This is a genomic window from Exiguobacterium undae DSM 14481 (assembly GCF_000620805.1).
In the GTDB taxonomy this organism is placed as follows: domain Bacteria; phylum Bacillota; class Bacilli; order Exiguobacteriales; family Exiguobacteriaceae; genus Exiguobacterium_A; species Exiguobacterium_A undae.
Genome location: NZ_KK211187.1, coordinates 1,387,499 through 1,408,955, shown reverse-complemented (window position 1 = coordinate 1,408,955; position 21,457 = coordinate 1,387,499). Strand labels below are relative to the sequence as shown.

Genomic DNA, 21,457 nt, shown 5'->3' with positions numbered 1-21,457 from the left:
CCGGCACGGTCTAAACAGACCGTGCCGGTTTTTTGAATCAATATTCGTTTAAAGCATCCTTTGCTACACGATCCGCTTTATTCTCTGACCGTGGAATCCACTTAACAAAAGCGAGTGGCAACCGGCTAAACCGTTCGAATGCAGGATCAAAATAAATTTGGATCCGTTTGTTTTTGGCGAATTCGCGTTCAACTGCCAAGGAAACTGCTTCTGAATCCGTCCGGAAGGAGAAAACACTTTCGCCTTGTGACAACAGTTCTTCTGCCAATTCAACAGCTTTTAAAAACGCCTGAAATTCGGCTTCATGATTATTCTCAGCCGTGATTCTAAAAGTCCGTTCAATCACCTGTCCTTCTGAATTTTTGCAAAAAATCCCGACTGCCGCATCATCATTCGATGGTCGGACCGCTCCGTCAAAATATAACTCAACCATGTGCTATCGCCGCCTTTACGCCTGTTCGAATCGCTTGTTCATCTAGATTTTTTCCGATGAACACCAATGTCGTTTGTTTTTCTCCTTCAAATTCACCCCGTGCTGCCGTTCCATAAATCATACCGGTTCCTTGTAAAACAATTTTTTGATTCGTATCGGCAAAATGAATGATTCCTTTATACCGGTATAAATCCTCCGCATAGGCTTCTAAGATTTCCCGAAGAACGGCTCCAAAACGTTGCCGATGGAGCGGCATTCGTTCCGTAATCGTCAATGCCGTAAACGATTCCGCCGCTTTTTGCAGACCGTCTGTTTGTTGTGCCAGACGTTCCTCTTCTTGTTTTGGAAAATGGAACGTCTCAAATAATGGTTTGAGATCCGTCTTCGACTGAATCGTCGGAAGAATCAATGCTGTCGGATTCAGACCCGCTAATCGTTCCGTGACTAGATCGACTTCAGAATCAGAAATCAAGTCGACTTTGTTTAACAGGATCGTATCCGCAAATCCGATTTGCCGGACATTTTCTTCAAATGCGAGCTGCCATTCCAATTGGAAAGCATCCACGACGGTAATGACACTCGACAGTTGATACTGCTGTTCAATAGCCGGCTCAAAATAAAAGGTCTGCAGAATAGGTCCCGGATCTGCGATGCCGGTCGTTTCAATGATCAAACGATCAAAGGTCATGTCTCCCGTCCGTCTTTTTTTCGCGATCCGCAACAGGGCATCACGTAGATCTCCGCGAATCGAACAACAGATACAGCCGTTCGTCAGCTCGATGACTTCTTCATCGCTTCGTTCAATCAAAGCTTCATCAATATGGACGGCGCCGACTTCATTGACAAGCAAGGCTACCTTTTCGACTGGATCCGTGACGATGTGGTTTAATAATGTTGTTTTTCCGGCTCCTAAAAATCCGGTAATCAGTGTCGTGCGAATACGTTCTGACATGCTTCCACTCCTTAAGACTGTTGGGTTTGTCTCCACTTTTCTTTTCGCGCATCCAACAGATCAATTGCATGTAAGTACCAGGCATCGGTTGTCTGTGGTGTAACGCTTGAACCCCATTCTTTTTTACCATGATGCGATAAAATCATATGCATCAATCGATGGTATTGTGGAACCGGTAATCGAATGGCCAGTTGCTGAAGCGCCTGTTCCAACACGAAACAGCCGTAGGGCATATGCCCGACCAGAACACCGTTTGGATCAAGCGCAATGCCGGATACCTGGTCTTCTTCCGTTTCAATTTGAAGCAAACGCGCAAATCGATCGGATGATGCACCCAGATGCGTATATTCGAAGATTTTTCCGATATCATGCAATAAGATTCCCAGTAATAACTCGTCTTGATGCGGTGTTTCATTTAACAAAGCAATTGATCGGGCCGCTTGGTACAAGGCGTCAAAACTGTCATCCCAAGCAAACTGTCGCATTTCCCGATCATTCGCTTGGAATAAGTCATTTTTATGATCAGCTTCTGCTTCTTGAATACATTGAAGCAATGTTAAATTGGGGCGTTCAGACTGACAGATCCCATATCCAATCGTCATCATACAAGCTGTATGCTTCAGTAATCCACCGATATAGGCATGATGGTGATAGAGTGCTGCCGGACGGGTCGAAAAATCGAACCAATACGTTTCCAAGACACGATGTGCGATTTGCCGCAGCGGCTCCTCCATCTGATCAATCAATCCGATCAGTTGATCACGGTACAAGCTAGGTGATTCTGAAGCCGGCATCTGCGGTAACAACATCGCTCCGGATACATCATGGACGGCTTGAACACGCTGGACCGTCAAGGATTTATTACCTGAGTCCACCGGGTACTCTTCCACTTTTGCCTTGACATGAACGATTCCCGTCTCGAGATACGGACGCATGGCTTCTTCTGCCGTTCCTTGGTTTAACCATTGTTTTCCTTTACACGTTCCACTCGGGGAGTTGAACGTGAATTGTAACCATTGCCGTCCGGTTTGACCGGTCTTAATTTCAGCAGAGGCGACGAGTAATGTCTCTTCCACCTGTTCACCCGGGACATGATCTGCAATTAAAAATCCAACAGCCGATTCAGGAACTTCCAACTGATAAAGTTCACCTTGATAAGCGGGCATTTCATAGTCAGGAATGGCTTTAAATAATCGAATCATCGTCAATTCCCCTCTCGTTTGCTCTGCTTTCCATCATATCAAATCTAATCTCACGATGGAATGTCAAAACAATCATTGTAAGCGCTTCATTTATGTTTTAAGATGACAGTAGCATACAAATTATCCACTATAAGGAGGAATACTGGGATGATTACTTCATTATCTGCTTGTTATGACGATGTTGTCGCATCAGACGAGCTCTCCCGACCTGATGTCATGACACGTGAACAAATTCGTCAAGCCGTTTCGGCATACGATCCGTTTATCTCTAAGGACCCTTGTTTGCTGCACGAGTTGATCCGGCAAGAGATTACATCGGCGTGCAGTTACGTCCAGTCGATTGGGTTAACCGTTCACAGTGATCAAGTCAAACTATTGGTGCTCTCATCCTTCCGTTCGGATGCCGGTTTTGATGTCGATGAATTGAATCGCATGTCTTCGACTACTCTAAAGCGCCAAATCACAACACATGACGTTGTCTTTTCTCAATTCATTCAACAGTTATTTCTTCACCAAACACAAGATGATATCATCTGCCAACGTTTGATGAATGTCTTAGCAGGTGCCACCGCCAATAAATGCAAGACACGGGCGGCACGCCTTCACGATTCATTAACTGTTACCTTATAATACAAAAAGTCCTGACTCGAGTGAGTCAGGACTTTTTTTCAACGACCTGGCATTCCAGCTCCTTGATGGGCATTTCTTATGAAAATGCGGCATTCCGCTTCGTCATATTCTATATACATCATTGCAGAATTTTGGAAGAGTGTCAAATACTTTTTCAAAAAAAGTGGGACAATCTCTGTAGAGATCATCCCGAATGGAAGAGTGAATAATTACCATGGCAATGCTTGATTTCATCATACAACGCGTTGGAAGCGTTTACAAGTCTTTATCGAAAATTCTTTCAAGAAAATATTCTTCCGTCAAAGGACGATGGATGACTTCAATTCCACTCTGCCGCATTAACGTCAATCCATCCCCGTATTCATATCCTGTTGAATAGACGACACGATCAATTTTGGACGCAATCAGAGCCAGACTACAGGCATGACACGGACTGTGCGTGACGTACGCCGTCGCATGACGGGCACTCGTCGAGTCCGCCGCCAGTTTTCCAAGCGCGTTGATTTCGGCATGGATTTCGTTCAGCTTGGACCACTCATGATGTTCTTCTTGATTGGTACAGCGGTAAAACATCCGCCCATTATGTAAAACGGACTCGGTATCCTTGACCTCGTCGATCGAAGCTTTATATAAAACCCCTGCTTGTTTTAAATAAATCTCGTTACAGTTGACGTGTTGACTTGGTGTCCCGTTGATTCCGATTGAAATCGGTTTTTCGTCTTTTACGATGACACAGGCAACAGACTTCGAGGCACATTTCGAATGACGATCCGCCATCATCCGCGCAAATAAAAGCCACGTCGTATCCCATTGTTGTTGTTTCTGCACGCTGTTCTCCCCTTTATGTAAACCATTAAGGAACACGTAAACGTGTTCCTTAGTAAGGTCGATTTGGCAACTCCCGACTTTTCGAAGCAACTTCAATCACTTTTTGTTTTAATTCGTTTTCCATGCGTTCCAGTTCGTGTTCCGCATCCCGACGTTTTTGTTTTCCGTCTTGTTGAATACGAAGCGTCTCATCTAATGTCTCAATTAAGTTTTGATGGGCGACTTTTAACGATTCGACCGAAACAATTCCTTTTTCATTCTCTTCTGCAATTTCAATCGAGGAATCTTTTAAGAGACGAGAATTTTGTTCCAATAATTGATTGGTCGTATTCGTGACATCTTTTTGCATTTGCAGGGCCGTTTTTTGTCTTGATAGACTGAGTGACAGCACCACTTGGTTTTTCCAAAGTGGAATCGTATTGACGACTGCCGACTCAATTTTTTCCGCCAAAATTTGATTGTTTTGTTGGATGACGCGAATCTGAGGTGCCATCTGCAAACTGATTGTCCGCGATAATTTTAAATCATGGATTTTCTTTTCGAACCGATCCGCCAGTTGAATCATGTCATTCAACTCTTGGAGCCGTGTCTGATCACGCGTTCGTTCGACTTCCATCCGCAACGGTTCGATCTCATGCTCTCGAACATGTGCAATCTTCGTTTCACCGGCAGCAATATACAAGTTCAACTCTTCAAAGTATCGCTTGTTTTTTTGATACATCTGATCGAGTAACGTGATATCTTTCATCAGACCAAATTTTGAACGATCCAGATTGTGTACCACTTCTTCCAGATAAGCACTCATTTTTTCATATTGTAAGAAATATGTTTCGGCTTTTTTCTTCGCTCGTCCAATGACCGGCACATTCGACCAAAAACTTTTCTTTTCTTGTAAGGTGTCCGGATCCATTTGACGAACTCGTTGCATCAAATCTGACAGCAGCTTTCCGGCATCGCCGCCATCTTTCATCTTCACTTCACTTAAGACTTGATCAGAGAATTGTGATAATTCTCGCTGAACCGGTGCCCCGAACTGCATGACGGCATCCGATTTTTTCAAGTCGATCACTTGGAGCAGCCGCTCGATTTTTTGACGTTGCTCTGCCGGAACATCATTTGGAATCATTTCTTCGACCGGTCGGCTTGGCACCGCTTGATGAGCCGGTGCTTCCGCAAGGTTAACGTCCACCGAGGGATCGGAAATCGTAGGTTGTGTCGACTGTTCTTCATCTGGCCATTGTTGCCAACTGTTGTTATCAGAATGGGTCATGTTTATAACTCTCCTCCTGTTTGCGTTGTTCGGACTCTTGTGCCAACACTTTTTCAATCGTCAACAATTCACGTTCTAGATCAACCGTATCTCCTTCCAAAAGGAGCGATTGTTGTTGTTTTAATTTTTGGGCAATCATTTTGAGGTTGGATTGCAATTGTTCCCGCGTGTCGACCTGAACTTGTGCTCCACGTCGTTCCAAATCCGCGAATTTTTCGGAAATCGAGAGTAAGGAATCCAGATAAAACGTAAAGAAGTCCCGGACTTTTTTCACTTCACGTGGCGAGGTGAACAATTCTTCAAATAAGACGTGCGCCTCACGGGATACGATTCGCATTTCAGAACGGACTTCACTGTCACGGATGGACGGAATCAGTTGATCAAACGACTGTAGTTTGACAAATCCTTCCTCGACCGTACGCTGCAACACTTGCAGTTCCAGATCATCCGTTTCTTCAAATCGCCGCGTCGCCTGTTCCGGTTTTAAGATGACACTGCCGACAAACTCATCTTCATCATCCAACAGTAATTTCTTTTTGACGTTTTTTCGTTTAAGTTCCGTTGATTTTCGCTCTGTCCGGTAACGTTTGCCCGGTTTCGCACGGTATCCGCTCCAAATGAACCACAATCCTAACGCGATGAAGATACCGGAGAAGTCCAGTGCATCTGCAACTTGAAGAAACACGAACATCAGACCGATGGAACCAAGTACCCACCATGTAGAAGACTTCATCTCATCACCTCTTTCAGTTGATCCATCTATTTATCCTGTGTGTTAGATGTGTCGTTACTTATATCTTACCATTACGGATCATATAACAAAAAGTTTCCCGTTTTCGCGAAATGTTAGTCCTCCCGCTATTCTTATTTCACCATAATCTATCCACCGTTACATCCGTCTCAAGTTTGATTTCTGAGAGCCGGTGCGTAGGCAGACAAAAAAAAAACAGCTGATCTGCTTGAACTGCAGATCAGCTGTTGGAACACGTTTTTTTTCTTGAAGTATCACGAACCGAACAACGGCCAGATTAAGATGATCAAAATCGCGATCGGACTCAGGTAACAGACGCTAAAACGCCAGAAAGGAAGCATCCGTTTCATCATCGGACTCGTCACCAGCTCCTGTTCGACCAAGGCACGGTCCAACTTGAATCCGGCAAAAAACGAAATCAGCAACGCACCGATCGGCATCAGGATATTCGAGACCGTAAAGTCCATCCAATCAAAAATCGTTTTATCCATCCATGTCAACTCACTTGCGAGTCCAAAGGAAAGTGCTGAAGGGATCCCGATGAGCGCAATCAATCCGGTTGCAATGATCGTATTGCGTTTTTTGTCTTTAAACGTCGCAGACGGTTTCCGGTCTGTAATGGACGAGACGACTACTTCCAACATCGCAATCGACGACGTGATCGAAGCAAAGGCGAATAGTAGGAAAAACAGCGACAAGAAGATCGAACCAAATTGGATTTGACTGAAGACCGTCGGTAACACGATGAACAACAGCGCCGGTCCTTCCGCCGGGTCGAGACCCGATGCGAAGACAGCCGGGAAAATCGCAAATCCGGCCAACAATGAGACGACGATGTTCAGCGAGACGATCCAGACTGCCGAACGATTGATTTGTCCCCGCTCTTTCATATAAGAGGCATATGTCAGCATCGCTGACACCCCTAATGATAAGGAGAAGAACGCTTGACCCAACGCACTAAGGACCGATGTCCGGCTGAGCGCTGAGAAGTCCGGTTCAATGAAGAAACGGACACCTGCCCCTGCTCCTTCAAGCGTCAACGAGCGGACGACAAGAACGATGAAACAGAGAAACAGTAACGGCATCATGATTTTACTCATTTTTTCAATTCCAGCTTGGACGCCGCGTAAGACGATGACACATGTGATGATCAGGAAAACCAACTGTCCGGTGATGGCGTACAGCGGAGAAGCGGAAATTGTTCCGAACAACTCTCCTAAGGCCTCGCCGTTCATCGTGGTCAGACTGCCGGAAAAACCGAGGACCGTGTAGATCAAAACCCATCCTCCGATGACACTGTAGAATGAAAGCAACAAAAAACAAGCAATGACGCCAAGAACACCAATGAAGGTATATTTTTTATGACCTAGTTCGGAGAAGGCACGTAATGCTGTTTTCCCACTTGTACGTCCAATTAAAAACTCAGCGATCAGAACAGGTAATCCAAGTAGCAAGGTAAACGCTAAAAACAGCAATAAAAATGCGCCCCCACCGTTTGTTCCTGTCGTATACGGGAACTTCCAGATTGCCCCCAGACCAATTGCTGATCCTGCCGCTGCTAAAATAAAACCGACTTTCGAAGCCCATGCATTTCCTTTCATGGTGCTCGACCTCCTTTTCAAAAATACTTTTCCATTGTACAAAAGTTCACGCCGGAAGTCATCCTTTATCAAACATTTTCTTTAAAGCGTCAAAGCATAACCGCGTATTCGCGATGAATCATTCTTATTTCCGTAAAAAAATCAAAAAACCGGAGACGCCCTGTCTGACTGACAAGGGTCTCCGGTTGTGTGATGGTGAAGCTTTTACTCCCCTCACCTTAGTTCAAAGGACTGACACGTCCACTGTACATCTTTAAGAATTCCGGCAAAACTTTTACTTCAATCGGTGAATGCATCGCTTTTTCACCATCCGTATCAATGACTTTGGGTGAGTCCGTTTTTAAGGTAAATCCGCTCGTCAACAGATGTGTAAAGGATGGTTCATTGGTTAAACCAATTTTTTGCAGGATGACGTCACGGATCGTCGTCAAATTGACTTCATCAACGATTACAAGATCCAGTTTCCCGTCGTTGTAGGCGCCTTGGGATAAGTTCGTTTCAATCCCGCCTAACGATTCGCCGTTCGCCGCTAAAATCAAGACAGCCTCTCCGGTCATCTTCTGTCCTTCCGCTAACTCCAGTTCATAGGAAAACGGTTCAGCTTCCATGCTCGAACGGATGGTCGAAAGATAATAGCCCATCTTCCCGAGACGCGCCTTTTCTTCCGTATCAATGCCGATCGAGGCCTCTGCCACGAGGCCTAAGCCGACGAAGTTCAGGAAATACGTATCATTTACTTGTCCAAGGTCCACCTCAACGATTTGCTGGGTCGCAATCATTTCCGCGGCGAGCCGTGGCACCATTGGCAACCCTAACGTTCTTGCAAAATCATTACACGTCCCGCCTGGAATAATGCCAAGAATCGGACGTTTTTCCAGTTTCGCAATTCCGTTGATGACTTCAAACACCGTGCCGTCTCCACCAATGACAACGAGGGCGTCGAAGTCGCTTGATTCTTCGGCAAATTGCAGGGCGTCCAACGCCTGTTTCGTTTGTCGGATGACAATTTCATCAAACATGGCGGCCAAGGGATCAATCACCTCTTGTAGCAATCCGGCCCGATTGGTTCCGGCCATCGGATTGCTGATCAATAATAACTTCATTGGATGATTCCTTCTTTCTCGAGATACTCGCGTGCCACTTGGTTGGCTGTTTTTCCGCCATAAGCTACAGCTTCATTCATTTGTGACATCTCGGCATCGGAAATCTTTCCGTCTAACTGTTTCAGTGCCTGCTCAACTTCCGGATATTCATCCAGTGTCTCTTGTCGTAACAGCGGCGCCCCCTCATACGGCGGGAACAACTGTTGATCGTCTTCTAATACGACCATATCGTACTTCGCAATCTCAGGATCGGTCGAATAGGCATCGATGACTTGGATATCCCCCGACTCAATCGCTTTGTAGCGTAATTTTGGTTCCATCGTCACGACTTCTTCAAAGTTGACGCCATACTTCTCTTGGATTCCTTTGTATCCGTCTTGACGATCTTTGAACTCTAACGTAAATCCGGCTTTTAACTGTCCGGCAACTTGCTGTAAATCAGAAATCGTTTTTAAGTCATACTGTTCGGCAACCTTTTTCGGAACGGCTACCGCATACGTATTGTTGTAATTCATCGGCGGGAGTAACGCCAAGTCTTGTTTGACCAGACCGTCCCGTGCTTGTTCAAAAACAGCTTGCTTTTCATTTGAAACCGGTTTTTCATTTGTCAGACTGGCTAAAACCGTTCCCGTGAATTCCGGATACAGATCAATGTCACCCGATTGCAGGGCTTTATAAACAAAAGTTGTTTTTCCGAAATTCGGTTTTACTTGAACATTTAAATCGGTTTCGTCCTCGATGACCAATTTATACATGTTCATCAAAATTTCCGGTTCAACGCCCAGTTTTCCGGCGACGACCAAGTCAGGTCGTTCCGTACGTCCAAGCGCAAACGGTGTGATGATGAGCGTCGCAATTAAAGCAACCGCGACAATCAAGCGCCCTTTTTGGCGTTTCTTCGTCGCCACTTCCGTTTGTCGTAATAAACCGTCAAATAAAAGGGCTAACAATGCTGCCGGAATCGCCCCTAGCAATAACAGATAGTTGTCATTGCGGTCAATCCCGAGCAGGATGATCGATCCCAGTCCTCCTGCGCCGATCAGTGCTGCAATCGTCGCTGTCCCGATGATCAAGACCATCGCTGTTCGCACCCCGGCCATCATGACCGGTAACGCGAGCGGAAGTTCAACCTTCAACAGACTTTGCGTCGGTGTCATCCCGCACGCGCGTGCCGCCTCTTTGATCGAAGGATCCACTTCTGCTAATCCCGTATACGTATTGCGGACAATCGGTAAAAGTGCATATAAGACAAGGGCGATGACCGAAGGAACGGTCCCGATCCCGACAAGGGGAATCATCAGACCGAGCAAAGCGAGCGAAGGAATCGTCTGAATGACAGACGTGACTCCAATCGACCATTCGCTCATTTTTTTGTTACGGGATAGATAAATGCCAAGTGGAATTGCAATTAAACAGGCAATCACGAGGGATAGGACCGATAATTGGATATGTTCAATCAAGGCTTGCAACAGTTCGGCTTTCCGGTCTTGATACGTTTCCAACAAACCTGTCATTGAACGATCCCCCTAACTTGACCCATGAATTCCTTCACGAACGGGTCTTCACTTGCTAAAATGTCTTCTTTTGTTCCAATAAGGACAATTTCGCCGTCATTCATCAGACAGATCCGACTTCCGAGTTTCAACGCTTCATTCATATCGTGCGTGACAAACAGAATCGTTTTTCCGAGCTCATCATTTAACCGTAATAAATCATTTTGCAATTGATCCCGTGAGATCGGATCGAGCGCAGAAAACGGTTCGTCCATTAAAATGACGTCTTGTTCCGCTGCCAAGGCGCGCATGACACCTACGCGTTGTTGCTGACCACCCGACAGTTCGCTCGGGTATTTTTTTCTCAGGTTTTCAGTCAGACCGGTCAGATGAAACAGGGTTTTGACACGTTCGTCAATCTTCTTTTTATCCCACTTCAACAATTGCGGGACGACCGATACGTTTTCTTCGACTGTCATGTGCGGAAACAAGGCAATCTGTTGCAGGACATAACCAATTTGGCGGCGCAGTTCATGCTCGTCAATCGACATGATCGGTTGCCCGTTAATCCAAATCTGGCCTTCCGTATGATCGATTAACCGATTGACCATTTTCATTGTCGTGGTCTTGCCACAACCTGAAGGTCCAATCAAACAAAAAATCTCGCCTTTTTCAACTGTAAAATTCAATTTTTGGACCGCTTTTGTTCCGTCTGGATAGGTTTTACCGACTTCCTTGAATTCAATCACACACGATCCCTCCACCATCTTTAGTTTGTAAACACATTTCATCTGAGTTCGTTATTATCTTTGTAAAATTTCCCTCATTTTCCTATTATGAAACCTGCTTTTCCTTCCTTCAGACAACAAAAAAAACCGGCAGAAACAATCTGTCCGGTTCCTTACTTATTTTGATTTCCGTTCTAATAATTCGATTTCCGATTTGATCAGAACTTGTTTCTCGAATTCAAAACCAAGTGATTCAAAGTTTTTCGTATGCGAAAGGTCTCCTACGACAGTATTCGTCAAGACTGCCGTCACTTCTGCGACCCATCCTTCTTTTGTTTTCACCATATCACCGACGATATAATCAAATAGCTCTTCTTCTTCCATCTCACTCATCTCCTGACACGTTCAGATATTCTTAATCATATAAAAGAACTGTTGAAAAAGCTAGTATTGCGTTAAGGTCCGCAACATCTGCCGCAAGATTTTCGCCGTCAGTCCCCAAATCAAATAGGCTTCATGTTCATAAAAATGTTCAACGGTTTTGTATGTCCGGTCCAAATAAGCGTCACGATTCGCCATCCGTTCGGTCGGTACTTTCTTGCCCGGACGAATCCGCCACTCCATCTCTCCCTGAATCGGTTCTGCTGCCAGTAAATCGGCAAGCGATACGAAGAAGATATGATCGACTTCCATCGGTGACGGGTGAATGTCCGTCGCCGTTAGTATCCCGACATAGGGATAGATGATTGAACGGTTGGGTGTGACCAACGGTTCAAGTGTGCCGATGACTTCGATGTTTTCTTCCGTTAGGTTCAACTCTTCCGTTGTCTCTCGCACGGCCGCTTCCCGCGGTTGTTCTCCGGGATCAATCCGTCCGCCCGGAAAGGCAATCTCACCGGGTTGCGAGCGTAACGTTTTGGCACGGACTTGAAACAAGACATGGACTTCCCCGTCTCGTTCGATCAGTGGGACCAATACCGCTGCTGCGTTTTTCGGGAGCCGTTCCGTCGACGATTCAAAAGCTCGTTTGACATCACTGAGCTGAAAGTCACTCATCGTGTTTCCTGCGCGACTTTCTGATAAGCCTCTTCCAAATGACGCATCCGGACAATCAAATCGGCATTTTTAGCAATTCGGTCGGCTAAAATCGATCCCGCCACTACCTTATAATAGGCATTGAGGGCTTGGATGGTTGTCATGTGGGCTTCGTTTTGGCGTGTGTATTCTCTGAAGTTGCTCATCAATCGTTCTGTCGTAAATAATTGCTCGTTCACTGGTCTCATCCTTTCAGACGGTTGCCCGCCAAGTCGATAGTTTAATGGTAGCGAGTTTTGGCTAAGAAGTAAAATAAGGGGGGCTATCCGTGAAGAAAAAAATAGATGTTTTGATCATTGGTGCTGGACCAACCGGTTTGACATTGGCGCTTGCCTTGTCACGGTATGGATTGACGTTTCGCATCATCGAACGGGCAAGCGGTCCGTCGGTCGTTTCAAAGGCCATCGGTATTCAGGCCCGGTCGCTTGAATTGTTCGCACGTCTTGGTGTAGCCGATGCTCTAATGGAGAATGCTATTAAAATTAATCAAGGGAACTTATACGTTAACGGGGCTTGGCAAGCGAAGCTTGACTTTACCGATTTAAACACACCGTTTCCATTCGTTACCTTATTGCCTCAAAGTGAAACCGAACGCATTCTTGAAACACGCTTGCAAGAAGATGGACATCAGGTGGAACGCGAAACCGAATTGACCGGATTTGCACAGTTCCCGACGTTCGTCAGTGCCTCGATTCGAAAAGACGATGTCACCGAAACCGTCGATGCTTCCTTTATCATCGGAGCGGACGGGGCCAACAGCTTTGTCCGGCGTGAACTTGGACTGCCGTTCAGCGGCAAATCCTTTAAAGAGTCGTGGGCACTTGCGGACATCGAGGTCGATTGGCCGTTGTCGTCTGAAGAAGTGCATATCTTCTTTTCCGATCATGGTGTCATCGAATCGTTCCCGCTCCAATCCAATTTATTCCGAATTACCGGCAACTTATCGAATGGAGCGGTTCCAACCGACCACGCAGCCATCGAAGATTTCTTGAAAAACCGGGCTAAAGTACCTTTTACGCTTAAGAAAGTCCACTGGTACTCCATGTTCCGCGTCCACAATCGAATTATTGAGAAGTTTGGTCACCACCGCATCTACTTAATTGGAGATGCCGCCCACATCAATTCGCCCGTCGGCGGGCAAGGCATGAATACCGGTATTGCCGATGCAATGAACTTGGCATGGAAGTTATGGTGTGTTCACCGGTTTAAGGCCAGTTTTCCTTTACTCGATTCTTACAGTGTCGAACGCAGGGAAGCGGCGCGCGGTATTTTACGCTCAACCAATCTCGCCACCGAACTGTTGCAAATCAATGTGCCTTTTTTATTGCCCTTACAAGAAAAAGTCATTCGAAACAGTTTAAAAATCACGCCACTCCATCATTATGTCACCAATCGAATCGCGCAACTCAACAGCAACTACCAAGCGTCCCACCTGTTCGTCACACAAGGACGGTTCCCGCTTCTGACACCACGTCCCGGTGAGCCGATGCCGTACAGCGAAGTCGTGAATCCGCGAACGAAAAAAAATGAACTTTTGTTACGACGGGCGGACCGCAATTTCCTGCTGTTGCTCTTTTTACCGCGTCAATCGGATGACGCGACCCTTCTACCGTTTAAAGAACTGGCTTATTCCTATCCCGATTTGTTCGAAACCGTCCCCATTCATCAAGAGCTGAAGGACGATGGTGTCGTCGATCAAGGCGGTGAACTCGCACGGAAGTTCGGGATTAAACAAGCGGGACTTTATTTGATTCGTCCGGATGGATATATTGCGTATCGTCAACAAGGATTAAAAATCAATCCATTTTCGCGTTATCTTGAACGTTTACTTTATGCCCGTTAAGGACGTATGATAAAGATGAGGTGAAGAGATTTATGGATGTGAACACAATACGTTTAATATTGATTGCCGTGCTTGTTCTTGCGTTTCTTGTGATCGTTTTGCGACGCACAAAAGAATCGTTACGTTGGGTTCTGCTCGGTGAAGAATTTGGAGAAAAAGGGGAACGCTTGGCACGTGACTATGACCGGTTGGATCAAGCCGGTCTTGAAGTACGCATCGAACGTGGCATCAAAACGTCTTTTCTTTTCCGCCGCTTCAGCAAAAATTTAGATGATCGGGTTGCCGTCTATGTCGTGAAAGAAGATTTACCTCGTGCAGAGGATCTTCTCAATCGATCGTAAGGCGAACCAAAAAGGACTTCTCGCCTGATCGAGAAGTCCTTTTTGGTTGTTGGCGTGTCGCGGAAAAGACCGCCATCATTCTTCGTTGTGCGGACGACCGAACACGGCTTTTTCCAAATTCGAAATCCGGCGTAACATGTCGTAGTTCGAGGGATTGGCAGGTGCCGGCGCCACTTCTGGTTCAACACGACGCTCTTCCCGTTTGATCCCGACAGAAGAAGACGCCTTCGTTTCTTCCAATTCACGTTTTAAACGATCGATTTCTCGCTCAAACCCTTCGTAATCCTTAATGACTTGATCCAAATAACCATCCACATCTTCGATGACGTACCCTCGAAGCCCTGTCTTGAATTCCTTTTTGTAAATATCATCTGCTGTCAATAACGGCTTATACATACGCTTCACTCCCATTGATCATTGTAGTTCTGTTCCTGCTCCATCATCGCCAAGTCGTCTTGTGTGATCAAGAACAGCTGATAATCGGACCGTTCCATCTCTAGTTTAGCACGTTCCACCAAATACTTAGCGGACCCTCCGTGTTCCTCATCAAACACGGATAACAATCCCTGACTCTTTTGAATCATGAATTCGGTTTTATTTCGAAACTGAGAAGGATTTTCGTAAGGCTTCTGGCTGATCGCATCCACAAAATCGGCTTGATTTAACACGGCACGATATTGCGCTTGAACCGGTTCTTTCCATTTCGCCTCTTGTTCCAGAAACGGCAACAAAATCCCTAGACGGATGTCCGGATAATCTTCCTTCAATTCAAGAATGACTTCACATGCCCACAGCTCACATCCAGGCGCAGCACTCGTAATAAACCACGTCGTCCCCATCTCTTCAATCAAACGGATCAGATGTTCCCGGTAGGCGGCTTTTAAAATCTTGATCCCGGGGTGTTTTTGATCAAATATCCCCAGTTCGTTTGGCTTATAGCCGGAGACTGCCACAACATTCATTGCTGACACTTCCTTTGCAGACGTAAACTTCGATGATTCAATTCCGTGATCAAGCGTTCGCGTCGCGAAGACAATAACTGGTGCTGCTCTAACATCTTTCTTGCCTGTTCAGTATAATCATAAGCAACGTCGGGTCGTTTTGCAATGTGCTCGGCCCATTTGGCCAGTTCGATATACCCTTCATATGTCTCGCTTTTTTGAAAACAGTCGACGGCTTCTTCGTATTGGCGGAGTTTCTTGTATAAAAAACCCTGCCGCAACCACCCTTGAGCCGTCAGTTCTTCCGCCTGTCCAAAGTGTTTGACCGATTGCTCATGGATGCCTAAGTCGGCTAACCAGACAGCGATGTTCTCCCGGATTTGTGACGACGCGTCTTGCCGGTGCGTCACGAGCCGGTTGCATTCATCGTACAGACTGACTAAAGTCAGGCAGTCATGGAGATGGTGCTCGAGAACGCCCTCCATGATTGCCGGATTTTGATGTTCGACATATTGAAAATAATGCATCGGTGCCAGAAATCCAGGTAAATCATCTGTCCGTTCAAATCCGATTCGTTCCTCCATCCGTGTCAGTCGATACGAATCGTACAATCCTTTGAACATCCGCCGACAGACGTGAAGTAAGTCTAAATGTCCTACTTTCGGCAGACGGGGGACCCGTTCTCGGACAAATACATGACGGGTCTTGATTTGTGGCCAGTCAAAACTCTTTCCGTTGTAGGTCACAAAGCGAACATCTTCCCCGATATCATGCAGAAAATGGTGGTACAAAGCCGCTTCATAATGCGGATGCGGTAAAAAATATTGCCGCATCAACAAGTCGCCTTTTTCAAAACGTGCGAAGCCGAGTAAAAAAATCGTTGTGCCGGTCCCTTTTAATCCGGTCGTTTCTGTATCGAAAAAAATGACTTGTTCCAGCGGGACATCGAGTGCGAGTGGTGGATGCGGAAGCTGAAGGGATTCAAACACCGCTTCAAACGAACGATGTCCATGCTGAGCTGTCAGCGGATAACGGTGATCAATGCGTACGATCCATTCCTCTTCAAAGGTGAGAATATCGGCTCCTTTTTCCAACCAAGCCGCTTGTTCCGCTGTTGCCTGTTGTTCCTGTTTCGTCGGTGACGGTTTTTCTTTTGGTTCTGACTCCGTCGTCTTCAACATCCGTCTCAGTTTATTTTTCATGATAATTCCGTCTCCATTTCAGCAAGCATTCGGATCGTCCGTTCTTTTTCGTCAGCGAGACCGATCATCCCGATACACGCCGGACAACCATCCTGACAGGGACACGTTTCAATCGAGTCCCGTGCTGCCCGTAACATGATGTGACGTTGCTTGTATATCGATGCGGCGAGACCGACTCCCCCCGGATAACGGTCATACAGATAGATCGTCGGTTTTTGAGTATGCGTTGCCTTGACTTGTGGAACGACAAAAACGTCACTTGCATCACACATCAAATACAGCGGGGCAACGCGACGCAGGCTGTTGGCCACTCCTTCGAGCACTTGTTCCAGTTCCGTGCTTGATGTCGCACTTTCCGGCAATGAAAACCAGACGCCGGTCGTGTGGATTTCCCGCTCCGGCAAATGAATCGGTCCAGAGCCAATGTTTTCATGGGTTCCGAACTTGATTTTCTTGAACATCGTCGCCATTCCCCGGACACTGACATCTCCCCGCGCCACACTGAACGCTCCGTTCGTATAACTTTCATCTTCATCCAAAACAGACAACTCGACGGAAAAATTGGCATCGGTGTAATAATCTACATCTACGGCACGGACAAATGCTTTTTTCTCCTCAAAATCCAAGACCTCGACTTGATACTGGTCGGCGCCGTGAAGGTAAATCGCCTCATCGTGCAACAATGTCATCGCACTAAACGTATCCATTTCGCCGATCACACGATTCGGGACATCGGTTTGATCGACGATGACGACATTTTCCTGATCACTCGAGCGTAACGAAATGCCATGCGCGGGAAACGCGTCATTCATCCAATAATAGCGTTCTCCCCGTTGATTCAAGACACGTTCCTCCACGAGATATTCCAAGATATCTTCCGTCTCCAAGGTACCAAATGATTCGCCTTGGCGAAACGGGAGTTCGAATGCCGCACACTTGATATGATCGACGGCAATGATTAAATTGTCCGGATCCAAACGAGCAGCTTCCGGTGATTGATTTAAAAAGAGTTCCGGTCGTTCGGCAACGTATTGATCGAGAATTCCGGACGATGCCACTAAGATAATCAACGCATCGTCCTGACGACGCCCTGCTCGTCCCGCCTGTTGCCACAAGGAAGCAATCGTTCCGGGATATCCGTTCATGATACAGACTTGCAGTTGACCGATGTCGACGCCAAGTTCCAAGGCATTGGTCGAGACGATTCCGGTGATTTCACCCTTGCGAAGACGTCTTTCAATATCGCGACGTTCACTCGGCAAATAACCGCCTCGGTATCCTTCAATCGATTTCGGACCGAGTTCGTGGCGAATGAGACTTCGCAAATACGTCAACAACACTTCGACCCGGACACGGGACCGGGCAAAAACAATCGTCTGAAATTTCTTTTTGATGAAGCGGGAAGCCAACTGCTTGGTCTCAAGTGTGGCCGAACGCCGGATCCCGAGTTGGGCATTGACGATGGGCGGTTGATAGACGATAAAATGTTTCCGTCCGGTCGGCGCTCCATTGTCATCAATCAACTGAACCTTTTTTTCGGTCAATCGTTCTGCCAACTCTTGTGGATTGGCAATCGTCGCACTTGTCATGATAAAAATCGGATCACTCCCGTAATAACGGCAAATGCGGCGGAGCCGGCGAATGACATTGGCGACATGACTTCCGAAGACACCTCGGTACGTATGCAGTTCATCGATGACGATGTGCGATAAGTTTTCAAACAGCTCAATCCACTTCGTATGATGCGGCAAAATGCCCGAGTGTAACATATCCGGATTCGTAATGACGATATTGCCGGCTTTCCGAACTTTTGTCCGGATTGTCGGGGAAGTATCGCCGTCGTACGTAAAACAACGGATTGGAGCTTCGAGATCATCAATCAGTTCGAGCAGTTCACTATTTTGATCCTGTGCCAAAGCTTTGGTCGGGTACAGATACAACGCCCGGGCATTCGGATTCGCTAACAGATGACTTAAAATCGGTAAGTTAAAACAATACGTCTTCCCGGATGCCGTTGGTGTGACGATTACGGTTGATTCCCCACCTTGTACAGTCCGGAAAGCTAATTCTTGGTGACGGTACAACGACGTAATGCCCCGCTTTTCTAGAGCCTGCCGCAAGCGTTCCGGCATTTCGTTTGGAAATGCAGCGTATCGACCGGGTGTCGCTTCCATTGTTTTCATATATGTGACGCGCTCCATGAAGGCGCGATCGGTTTTTAACTCTTCTAAATAGGTGACAAGTGATTGTCTCGATTCCATTGCCCCACGTCCTTCCTCTTTCCCATTATACAAAAAAAAAGAAGCAAGACCGAAGAAACTCATTCGCTTCTTCGGTCTTGTTCATCTTAACGGGTCATTTGACCTGTCAATATTCAATTGCTTATTCGGTTTCTTCCGGTGCCGGTGCATTATCATTGCCCCGACCTTGATTTCCATTTGCCGGACGATTGTTTTCTGATTGCGTGGATGCTCCACTGTTTTCATCATCAGCCGGCTCGTCCGTCGTTGGTTCATCCGTTGCCGGTTCATCCGTTGCCGGTTCGTCCGTCGTCGGTTCATCCGTCGTCGGTTCGTCCGTCGTCGGTTCATCCGTCGTCGGTTCATCCGTCGTCGGTTCGTCCGTCGTCGGTTCATCCGTCGTCGGTTCGTCCGTCGTTGGTTCGTCCGTTGCCGGTTCGTCCGTTGCCGGTTCGTCCGTCGTTGGTTCGTCCTCTGTCGGCTCTTCCGTTTCGACTTCAGCAACTGTCACTGTCGTCGAGACCGGTCCGGACTGCTCGCCGGATGCTTTAGCGACGACGGTAAACGTCGTCCGTCCCGGATCCAGTCCGCTGATGCCGATTCGATTCGTTGAACTTGTACCAAGAACCGACTGCTGTCCGTCGGGATCCGTCATCGATACTTCAAATGACACACTGTCGTAGCCGTTTGTCCGTAATGCTGAATCATTGTAACTCCAAGTCAATTCACCAGACTCCGATTCTTCATTGTAAGATGCTTGTAAGCCAGTCGGAGCTGGTACGGCCTTTTTTTCGACAACCGGTTCTTTTGTTCCTTTGACATACAGTTCATCACCGATGCTGAGAACCGAACTTGGTTGTTCGAAAGGTGCCGGCGTCCGATCACGTGTTTTCGTGACGAAATCTTTCCAAATGTTTTGAGCCATCGTACTGTTGGTTGGTCCACTTAATCCTAACTCATTGTTGTTGCCGGATTTAGTTGTTCCGGTCCAAACACTGATCGAGACATCCGACGTATAACCGGCGAACCAAACATCTTTATAAGCATTCGTCGTTCCGGTTTTACCGGCGGCGTCAAACGCAAGCGCAGCGCTTGGGAAGGTTCCACCTGGTTTTAAGACATCACGCAACATGTCCGTTAACATGTATGCCGTATAATCTTCCATTGCTTTTTTTGGTTTGACGGGTGATTTGATTTTTGAGCCGTCACTGTATTCAATCGTCTTGATGATGTGCGGTTTGATATAATCTCCGCCGTTACCGAGTGTGGCGTAGGCGGACGCCATCTGAGTCGTATTGAATCCGTGTTTCATCCCACCGATCGCATATGCCGGTGAAATCGATTCATCCTCTTTTAAGCTCAATCCGGATTTAGCAGCGAAACTCTCCACCGCATCGTCTCCGATTTGTTGGTACGTTTGAATTGCCGGTGTATTGGCTGAAATTTTGAGCCAGTTCCGAATCGTGTTTGTTCCCCGGTATCCATCGTAGTAGTTCCCGATGTTTTTCCCGTTGACTTCGGTTTCTTGGTCCGTCAACATTTTCGCCGTTGACCACTTCTCATTTTCAATCGCTGGTCCATATGCGAAAAATGGTTTTGCCGATGATCCAGGTTGATGCGGTTCTTTGGCAAAGTTACGGCGCGACGTGCCTGTCCCGGGATTTTTACCATCTACGATCCCTAGAATCTCACCTGTTTGTGTATTAACAGCAGTCGCAGCAGCCTCCGCATAATCCGGTAACTGAACAACTTGGTCTTTTTTGATTGCTTCGTTCATGTAATCATGCATCGGTTTATCAATCGATGTGTAGATTTTTAATCCTTGACCGTAGATGTCTTTTCCTTCAAGACCAAACACATCTTCCAATTCTTGCGAGACCATGTCGAAGATGACACTGTCGTATGCGGCATCATCCGTCGATTTTGGTGCCGGATCAATCAATTTCGAAATTGGTTGTTCGACGCCTTGATCACGTTGTTTCTGTGTGATGACGCCGGTCGTCAGCATCGCATCGAGGACCTGTGTTTGGCGTCCTTTCGTCAACTTCGGGTCACCGTTGATCGGATCGTAGGCAGACGGACGCTGGGGCAGACCCGCAAGCATCGCACCTTCCGCATAGTTCAGTTTATCAACGGGTTTGTTGAAGTACGCTTTTGAGGCCGTTTGAATCCCGTACGATTCTTGACCGTAATAGTTTTTGTTCAAGTACATTTCAAGAATCTGTTCTTTTGTATAATCCCGTTCTAAACGGATCGCCAACCATTGTTCCTGTACTTTACGGGTGATGGTTTTATCTGAACTCAAGAAAGACTGCTTGATGACCTGTTGCGTGATGGTCGAAGCACCTTCTGATCCAAAACCGTCTGTAATGTTGGCAATGATGGCGCCGCCTAGTCGACGGAAGTCAATCCCGTTATGTTGATAAAAACGTCGATCCTCGATCGCGATGAATGCGTCTTTGACGACATCCGGGACTTCTTTGATCGATACATATTCTCGACTCGTTCCGCCTTTTTTAATCTCTTCTTTGTTGCTCGCGTAAATTTTCAACGGAAGGGCATCCCGAAGCTTTGATTCATCGAGCTCCGGTGCTGTGGCAATCGCATACGCGGCAAATCCGCCACCCGCTAACATCATGACGATAAATAATCCGGTGGCGACGAGTAATAACTTTTTCCAAAGCGGTCCTTTTCCACCGGCTCCGCCTGTCTTTTTCTTTTTCGGACGTTTTGTCCGGTTCGTTTGTTTGGCTGACGTCTTCGTTTCTTCACGACGCGCGACACGACTTCTTTCCATATGCTAT

General features: G+C 46.7%; 21 protein-coding genes. 3 read left to right on the top strand and 18 right to left on the bottom strand.

The features are described from left to right. Positions 1-37: 37 nt before the first annotated feature. The 3 genes from P397_RS0107770 to P397_RS0107760 are packed head-to-tail and all read right to left on the bottom strand — an operon-like array spanning position 38 to position 2,587. Positions 38-433, bottom strand: a complete 396-nt coding sequence (locus P397_RS0107770) for a ribonuclease HI family protein (RefSeq protein WP_028106088.1) — start codon at positions 431-433, stop codon at positions 38-40. Then, positions 426-1,385: a CobW family GTP-binding protein gene (locus P397_RS0107765; protein ID WP_028106087.1), complete on the bottom strand. Its 960-nt coding sequence runs from the start codon at positions 1,383-1,385 to the stop codon at positions 426-428. The genes P397_RS0107770 and P397_RS0107765 overlap by 8 nt, the downstream gene beginning before the upstream one ends. A gap of 11 nt (positions 1,386-1,396) precedes the next feature. Further along, entirely contained in the window at positions 1,397-2,587 is a 1,191-nt protein-coding gene (locus P397_RS0107760; RefSeq protein WP_051523915.1) for an HD domain-containing protein, read from the bottom strand. A gap of 147 nt (positions 2,588-2,734) precedes the next feature. Between P397_RS0107760 and P397_RS0107755 the strand changes: the two genes are divergently transcribed. Continuing rightward, a complete protein-coding gene (locus tag P397_RS0107755; RefSeq protein WP_028106085.1) occupies positions 2,735-3,217 on the top strand; it encodes a hypothetical protein in 483 nt (160 codons plus the stop codon). Between the two features lie 255 nt (positions 3,218-3,472). On the opposite strand, the gene P397_RS0107750 is transcribed toward P397_RS0107755, so the two are convergent. The 10 genes from P397_RS0107750 to yvfG all read right to left on the bottom strand — a co-directional run bounded on the left by P397_RS0107750 (position 3,473) and on the right by yvfG (position 12,274). Then, on the bottom strand, positions 3,473-4,045 hold the full coding sequence (locus P397_RS0107750; RefSeq protein WP_026832746.1) for a deoxycytidylate deaminase: 573 nt from the start codon (positions 4,043-4,045) through the stop codon (positions 3,473-3,475). A gap of 49 nt (positions 4,046-4,094) precedes the next feature. Further along, positions 4,095-5,315: a toxic anion resistance protein gene (locus tag P397_RS0107745; RefSeq protein ID WP_028106084.1), complete on the bottom strand. Its 1,221-nt coding sequence runs from the start codon at positions 5,313-5,315 to the stop codon at positions 4,095-4,097. Continuing rightward, a complete protein-coding gene (locus P397_RS0107740; RefSeq protein ID WP_028106083.1) occupies positions 5,302-6,048 on the bottom strand; it encodes a 5-bromo-4-chloroindolyl phosphate hydrolysis family protein in 747 nt (248 codons plus the stop codon). Before P397_RS0107740 ends, P397_RS0107745 begins: the two co-directional genes overlap by 14 nt. A gap of 272 nt (positions 6,049-6,320) precedes the next feature. After that, the gene (locus P397_RS0107735; protein WP_028106082.1) at positions 6,321-7,667 is read right to left on the bottom strand and encodes a sodium-dependent transporter; all 1,347 of its coding nucleotides are present in this window, start codon (positions 7,665-7,667) and stop codon (positions 6,321-6,323) included. A gap of 218 nt (positions 7,668-7,885) precedes the next feature. Next, complete coding sequence (locus P397_RS0107730; RefSeq protein ID WP_028106081.1) at positions 7,886-8,770, bottom strand: diacylglycerol/lipid kinase family protein; 885 nt, start codon at positions 8,768-8,770, stop codon at positions 7,886-7,888. Continuing rightward, positions 8,767-10,284 carry an ABC transporter permease/substrate-binding protein gene (locus P397_RS0107725; protein WP_028106080.1) on the bottom strand — a complete coding sequence of 506 codons (1,518 nt, stop codon included), beginning with the start codon at positions 10,282-10,284 and terminating at the stop codon, positions 8,767-8,769. Before P397_RS0107725 ends, P397_RS0107730 begins: the two co-directional genes overlap by 4 nt. Then, positions 10,281-11,012 carry an ABC transporter ATP-binding protein gene (locus tag P397_RS0107720; protein WP_026832740.1) on the bottom strand — a complete coding sequence of 244 codons (732 nt, stop codon included), beginning with the start codon at positions 11,010-11,012 and terminating at the stop codon, positions 10,281-10,283. Before P397_RS0107720 ends, P397_RS0107725 begins: the two co-directional genes overlap by 4 nt. Before the next feature lie 156 nt (positions 11,013-11,168). Continuing rightward, the gene (locus tag P397_RS0107715; protein ID WP_026832739.1) at positions 11,169-11,375 is read right to left on the bottom strand and encodes a hypothetical protein; all 207 of its coding nucleotides are present in this window, start codon (positions 11,373-11,375) and stop codon (positions 11,169-11,171) included. A 60-nt stretch (positions 11,376-11,435) separates the two neighbouring features. Beyond that, the gene (locus P397_RS0107710; protein WP_026832738.1) at positions 11,436-12,047 is read right to left on the bottom strand and encodes an NUDIX hydrolase; all 612 of its coding nucleotides are present in this window, start codon (positions 12,045-12,047) and stop codon (positions 11,436-11,438) included. Then, complete coding sequence (yvfG, locus tag P397_RS0107705; protein WP_235183954.1) at positions 12,044-12,274, bottom strand: protein YvfG; 231 nt, start codon at positions 12,272-12,274, stop codon at positions 12,044-12,046. Before yvfG ends, P397_RS0107710 begins: the two co-directional genes overlap by 4 nt. 80 nt (positions 12,275-12,354) lie before the next feature. Between yvfG and P397_RS0107700 the strand changes: the two genes are divergently transcribed. Then, entirely contained in the window at positions 12,355-13,929 is a 1,575-nt protein-coding gene (locus tag P397_RS0107700) for an FAD-dependent monooxygenase (protein WP_028106078.1), read from the top strand. A gap of 32 nt (positions 13,930-13,961) precedes the next feature. Continuing rightward, positions 13,962-14,270 (top strand): hypothetical protein, encoded by a 309-nt coding sequence (locus P397_RS0107695; RefSeq protein WP_026832735.1) that lies wholly within the window; start codon positions 13,962-13,964, stop codon positions 14,268-14,270. 75 nt (positions 14,271-14,345) lie between these two features. Here the strand turns inward: P397_RS0107695 and gpsB are convergent, their stop codons facing one another. The 5 genes from gpsB to P397_RS0107670 form a co-directional block, all read right to left on the bottom strand. Continuing rightward, entirely contained in the window at positions 14,346-14,666 is a 321-nt protein-coding gene (gpsB, locus tag P397_RS0107690; RefSeq protein ID WP_051523913.1) for a cell division regulator GpsB, read from the bottom strand. A 5-nt stretch (positions 14,667-14,671) separates the two neighbouring features. Then, positions 14,672-15,232, bottom strand: a complete 561-nt coding sequence (locus P397_RS0107685) for a DUF1273 domain-containing protein (RefSeq protein WP_028106076.1) — start codon at positions 15,230-15,232, stop codon at positions 14,672-14,674. Next, positions 15,229-16,413 (bottom strand): ribonuclease H-like domain-containing protein, encoded by a 1,185-nt coding sequence (locus P397_RS0107680; RefSeq protein WP_028106075.1) that lies wholly within the window; start codon positions 16,411-16,413, stop codon positions 15,229-15,231. The genes P397_RS0107685 and P397_RS0107680 overlap by 4 nt, the downstream gene beginning before the upstream one ends. Then, positions 16,410-18,674 (bottom strand): DEAD/DEAH box helicase, encoded by a 2,265-nt coding sequence (locus P397_RS0107675; protein WP_028106074.1) that lies wholly within the window; start codon positions 18,672-18,674, stop codon positions 16,410-16,412. Before P397_RS0107675 ends, P397_RS0107680 begins: the two co-directional genes overlap by 4 nt. A 121-nt stretch (positions 18,675-18,795) precedes the next feature. Continuing rightward, positions 18,796-21,450 (bottom strand): transglycosylase domain-containing protein, encoded by a 2,655-nt coding sequence (locus tag P397_RS0107670; protein WP_028106073.1) that lies wholly within the window; start codon positions 21,448-21,450, stop codon positions 18,796-18,798. Positions 21,451-21,457 lie beyond the last annotated feature (7 nt).

Bases quoted from the DNA above. Each gene is read 5' to 3' on its own strand.
- P397_RS0107770 (WP_028106088.1), bottom strand. From the start codon at position 433: ATGGTTGAGTTATATTTTGACGGAGCGGTCCGACCATCGAATGATGAT.
- P397_RS0107765 (WP_028106087.1), bottom strand. From the start codon at position 1,385: ATGTCAGAACGTATTCGCACGACACTGATTACCGGATTTTTAGGAGCC.
- P397_RS0107760 (WP_051523915.1), bottom strand. From the start codon at position 2,587: ATGATTCGATTATTTAAAGCCATTCCTGACTATGAAATGCCCGCTTAT.
- P397_RS0107755 (WP_028106085.1), top strand. From the start codon at position 2,735: ATGATTACTTCATTATCTGCTTGTTATGACGATGTTGTCGCATCAGAC.
- P397_RS0107745 (WP_028106084.1), bottom strand. From the start codon at position 5,315: ATGACCCATTCTGATAACAACAGTTGGCAACAATGGCCAGATGAAGAA.
- P397_RS0107740 (WP_028106083.1), bottom strand. From the start codon at position 6,048: ATGAAGTCTTCTACATGGTGGGTACTTGGTTCCATCGGTCTGATGTTC.
- P397_RS0107735 (WP_028106082.1), bottom strand. From the start codon at position 7,667: ATGAAAGGAAATGCATGGGCTTCGAAAGTCGGTTTTATTTTAGCAGCG.
- P397_RS0107730 (WP_028106081.1), bottom strand. From the start codon at position 8,770: ATGAAGTTATTATTGATCAGCAATCCGATGGCCGGAACCAATCGGGCC.
- P397_RS0107725 (WP_028106080.1), bottom strand. From the start codon at position 10,284: ATGACAGGTTTGTTGGAAACGTATCAAGACCGGAAAGCCGAACTGTTG.
- P397_RS0107715 (WP_026832739.1), bottom strand. From the start codon at position 11,375: ATGGAAGAAGAAGAGCTATTTGATTATATCGTCGGTGATATGGTGAAA.
- P397_RS0107710 (WP_026832738.1), bottom strand. From the start codon at position 12,047: ATGAGTGACTTTCAGCTCAGTGATGTCAAACGAGCTTTTGAATCGTCG.
- yvfG (WP_235183954.1), bottom strand. From the start codon at position 12,274: ATGAGACCAGTGAACGAGCAATTATTTACGACAGAACGATTGATGAGC.
- P397_RS0107695 (WP_026832735.1), top strand. From the start codon at position 13,962: ATGGATGTGAACACAATACGTTTAATATTGATTGCCGTGCTTGTTCTT.
- gpsB (WP_051523913.1), bottom strand. From the start codon at position 14,666: ATGTATAAGCCGTTATTGACAGCAGATGATATTTACAAAAAGGAATTC.
- P397_RS0107685 (WP_028106076.1), bottom strand. From the start codon at position 15,232: ATGAATGTTGTGGCAGTCTCCGGCTATAAGCCAAACGAACTGGGGATA.
- P397_RS0107680 (WP_028106075.1), bottom strand. From the start codon at position 16,413: ATGAAAAATAAACTGAGACGGATGTTGAAGACGACGGAGTCAGAACCA.
- P397_RS0107675 (WP_028106074.1), bottom strand. From the start codon at position 18,674: ATGGAATCGAGACAATCACTTGTCACCTATTTAGAAGAGTTAAAAACC.
- P397_RS0107670 (WP_028106073.1), bottom strand. From the start codon at position 21,450: ATGGAAAGAAGTCGTGTCGCGCGTCGTGAAGAAACGAAGACGTCAGCC.